Annotated in this window: 4 protein-coding genes; all 4 read left to right on the forward strand. The window is 43.4% G+C overall.

Going from position 1 to position 4,354, the window contains the following annotated elements; genetic code table 11:
- Positions 1-183: 183 nt before the first annotated feature.
- The 4 genes from ACZMB2_RS13655 (at position 184) to ACZMB2_RS13670 (ending at position 4,187) form a co-directional block, all read left to right on the forward strand.
- Positions 184-1,617 carry a hypothetical protein gene (locus ACZMB2_RS13655; protein WP_021738885.1) on the forward strand — a complete coding sequence of 478 codons (1,434 nt, stop codon included), beginning with the start codon at positions 184-186 and terminating at the stop codon, positions 1,615-1,617.
- Between the two features lie 106 nt (positions 1,618-1,723).
- Positions 1,724-2,377, forward strand: coding sequence for a CHC2 zinc finger domain-containing protein (locus ACZMB2_RS13660; RefSeq protein WP_021738884.1), 654 nt, complete (start codon positions 1,724-1,726; stop codon positions 2,375-2,377).
- A complete protein-coding gene (locus tag ACZMB2_RS13665) occupies positions 2,292-3,731 on the forward strand; it encodes a virulence-associated E family protein (protein WP_227097757.1) in 1,440 nt (479 codons plus the stop codon). Before ACZMB2_RS13660 ends, ACZMB2_RS13665 begins: the two co-directional genes overlap by 86 nt.
- A 288-nt stretch (positions 3,732-4,019) precedes the next feature.
- The gene (locus ACZMB2_RS13670; RefSeq protein ID WP_081695227.1) at positions 4,020-4,187 is read left to right on the forward strand and encodes a transposon-encoded TnpW family protein; all 168 of its coding nucleotides are present in this window, start codon (positions 4,020-4,022) and stop codon (positions 4,185-4,187) included.
- The last annotated feature ends 167 nt before the right edge of the window (positions 4,188-4,354 follow it).

Genomic DNA, 4,354 nt, shown 5'->3' on the forward strand with positions numbered 1-4,354 from the left:
AGGCAGCACCTTGCTGGGGTTAAGGGGCGAAGCCCTTAGCAGGTTAAGGGCGGCAGCCATTGCCCAGTGATATGGCGTTTCGCCATATGGTACTGGGTACTGTCTGTAACGGGGACAGAGACTTTTGGAAGCTTCGCTGCAATCCCCTCCGGGGAAACAACTTGAAAAAAGGAGAGATGTGAATTGAAAGGCACAAGGCATAACGGCAGATCTGGGAAAGACGGTGTTTACAATCCGCTTCACAATGACCGGAGATTTGACCCGGAACACAGTGAGCATATTGACAATGAACGTGTCCGTCAGAATATTTACTGGGACTGCTATCAGGGATATACCACAATGGCAGACCGGGGAAAAGAGGATAATTTTTCTTTTAACCAGATTGAGATGGCATACTATGTGGATCATTACAGCGATTATGTGATTAACCAGAATAAACGTCATGAGAAAGCAAGACACCCCGACAGATGTAAAGGGGTGGAAGATGTTCTGAAAAATAAAAAGACCTGTCCGGAAGAAAGTATCTATCAGCTTGGGACGATAGATGAACACGCTTCTGTGGAAACGCTGGTTTTGGTTTTTGATGAATTCAAGAAAGAGTTCGATGAGCGGTTTGGTTCTAATGTGCATATCATTGACTGGTCACTGCACATGGACGAAGCGACTCCGCATATTCATGAGCGTCATGTATTCGATGCTACGAACCGGTATGGGGAGATTGAACCGAAACAGGAAGCGGCACTGGAAGAACTTGGCTTTGAACTTCCGAATCCGGAAAAGAAAAGATCAAAGACAAATAACCGTAAGGTTGTTTTTGATTCTGCCTGCCGGACAATGTTCCTGGATATCTGTAAACGTCATGGACTGGAAATTGACGAAGAACCGTCCTATGGAGGAAGGCAGTATCTGGAGAAACAGGACTATATCCGAATGAAGCAGAAAGAAGAGATTGCGGTTCAGCAGGAAATGCTCAATCAGCAGAGGGATAAGGTCAATGCGAATCATCTGGAACTTGCAAGGCAGTCAAACCATGTCAGGGCAAATGAAAAGGTTATCCAGTCACAGAAAGAAAAAATAGAACAGCAGGAAAAAGAATTTAAAGAAAATTTCATTTCCAATTCTGACCGGATTCTAAGTCAGGGCGAGCTGATTGAAGAACAGAGAGAGGAACTGCAACAGCTTACCCTCCGTATTGAAGATGTGGAAACCTTGCTTGACGAAGTATCCAGTGAAGCCTATGACAAGGCTGTGGATAAAGTCGCAGAGGAAACAATGCGGGCTACCAGAAAAGATGACATTCGTCTTGCGGAAGATTCTAAGAGATGGATTCAGAGTCCGGAACGTAAGGCATCACGAAAAGAAAAGGAATATGCGATAAACAGGCTGGACGGTCTGATTAAAAAAATCGAATATGCGATGGAAAAAGCTGTTGTGAGGGTTGTCCGTCAGTTAAAACAGCCAGAGAAGAAAAAAGCCGTTGTAGAAGAAATCAAAAAAGAAGTGAAGCCGTCAATCAGAGAAAAACTTGCATTGAACGTAGCAAAGATTCAAAGAGAAGAGGCAGAGAGAAAACAACTGAATAAAGGAAGATCACATTCCAGTGATCTGGAACTATAAGGGCATTTTGTTGATTCCGTAAGGACAGGACAAAGTGCTTTTTTGTTTTTTGTGAAAACTTGCTTCCCAGATTTGGGAAGCAGATTTAAGAAAGAGAGGAAACGAATTGGGATTATTTGATGAAGTAAAACAGAATGTGACCGTCCGGCAGGCTGCGGAGAGGTATGGGTTAAAGCCCAACAGGAGCGGACTGATCCGCTGCATTTTCCATAATGACAAATCACCCAGCATGAAAGTTGACCGGAGATATTATTGTTTCGGGTGTGGCTGTACAGGAGATGCCATTGATTTTACGGCACAACTGTTTGACATTGGATTGAAAGATGCAGCCATGAAGCTGGCAGATGATTTTGGGATTCCTTATTCCGGCAGGGACAGGGGATCACCGCAGAACAGGAGAAGCGTTTCAGCAAAAAAGCCAGAGCCGACACCAGAAGAACTTTGGCAGAAAAAACATCTGAGATGCCTGAGAGCCTATCTGGATTATCTGAGCCTGCTTCTGGAATGGAAAGAACAGTATGCACCAAAAACACGGACAGAAGAATGGCATGAAAAGTTTATGACTGCTCTCAGGGAGTTGTCAGTTGTTGAGTATTATCTGGATATCCTGCTCTTTGGGGACAGGGCAGATAAGGAAGCACTTGTAAAAGAAAAATGGAAGGAGGTGGAGCGGATTGAGCAATGCGAAAGAGAAGATAAAGGAGATCGCCACAAAAGAACAGAAAGATGCCATGAAAGAAATGTTCCGGATGGTAGATAAAAGCAAAGTCGATGAAGTGAAACAGATGCTGGAATATACACAGAAAGGAACTGCGAAAGCAACGGTTGGAAATTATATGGTTGTGCTGAGAAATGATCCGCTTGTGCGTGAGAGTATGAAATACAACAAGCTGACAGGCAGGATTGATATTGTAAAAAAACTCTGGTGGAATGAGGAAGTCTGCAAGCTGGATGATGATGGCAGGACTTATTTCTACTATTTCTTTGAACGCTATTACAAACTCACAAGTGAAAAATGTATGGATAAGGCACTTCGCATAGAAGCCAACAGCCGGGCATACCACCCGATCTGTGAGTATCTGGAACAACTGGAGTGGGACGGGCAGGAGAGAATCCGTTATGTTCTGCAACGGTATATGGGGGCAGATGCTTCGGATTTTGTCTATGAGGTTGTGAAGCACTTCCTGATGGAAGCATTAAGCAGAATCTACCGCCCCGGTTGTAAAGCAGATGAAATGCTTTGTCTGGTAGGTCAGCAGGGAGCCGGAAAATCCACATTTTTCCGTTTTCTTGCATTGAACGATGACTGGTTTTCTGATGATCTGAAGCAGTTGAATGACAGTAAGATATACGAGCATCTCCGGGGACACTGGATTATGGAAATGTCGGAGATGATTGCTGCAATCAGTGCAAAGAGCAATGAGGAAATCAAGTCATTCCTGACCAGACAGAAAGACACTTACCGGAACCCTTATGATAAATATGAGGAAGACCGGAAGCGTCAGTGTATCTTTGCAGGTTCAACGAACACAAGGCAGTTCATTCCTTTTGACCGTACCGGGGCAAGACGGTTCCTGCCGATTGCTATAGACAGCAGTAAGGCAGAGAAGCATATCCTCGATGATGAAAAAGAAGCCAGATCCTATTTTGACCAGTTGTGGGCAGAAGTAATGGAAATCTACTGGTCAACGGAGAATAAGAGCAGCCTGTTGAAGTTCTCAAAGGAAATGGAGCAGGAGATCAGTGAATACCGAAAACAGTTCACACAGGAAGATACGATGGCAGGAATGATACAAGGCTGGCTGGACGCTTATAAAGGTAGTCATGTATGTTCCGTCCAGATCTGGAAAGAAGCCTTTGACCATTTTGACCGGGAGCCGAAAAAATTCGAGACAAATGAGATCTGTTCCATTATGGATACGCAGATCACTGGCTGGAAGAGAGCCGGAGTCCACAGATTTTCAAAGGAAGGATATGGCAGACAGAGAAGCTGGATCAGGGAAGGAGCAGAAGAAGAGGGTGGCAACGAACCGGATAAAGATGGATTTACAAAGCTGACGAAAGCAGAACAGTTGGAGCTGCCATTTGATCTGCCCGACAGAGAGAAAGGCTGATTTTGATGCCGAAAGGCTACTGATTACCCGGAAATTTACTGCTTGTTGACATTTTTGTTGACACCAAAATCCTTTGTATTTACCGGTGTTTCAGCTACTTTTTAACAGGTGTCAACAAGAACATTCAAAAAACTTTTCAATAGTATTTTGGAAAACAGAAATAACTACCCGAAAAAAGTTTCAAACCCTATGTTGACACTTGCGTTGTCAGCGTGCCGATAAACTCCCGGCAGGGACAGAAGCAAACCTCTCTCTGTCGGGCACAGGAAAGAAAGGAAATAGATGATTATGGAAAAAATGATGAATAAAAAAACAGAGGGAAACACATTTACAAAGAAAATCGGGCAGACAGTATATGTTGTCCGCTATCATTTCAATGAAGATGCAAAGGAAACCATGCAAGAAAAGATTAACCGGATGCTGGTTACAGAAGCAAGCCGAAAGGCAATGCAATAGATGGGGGCAGAGACAATTGGAATTGAGATATGTTTGAAAATGTGATATGATTTGAGCAACAAATTAGAAGTTATAAAGGAGAAACACTATGGGATTATTTGGTAAAAGCAAAAAAGAGCGAGAAAAAGAGTATATGAACAGATTAGATGTTCCATTATGTTTAAAAG

The sequence above is a fragment of the Hominiventricola sp. genome (genome assembly GCF_057604405.1).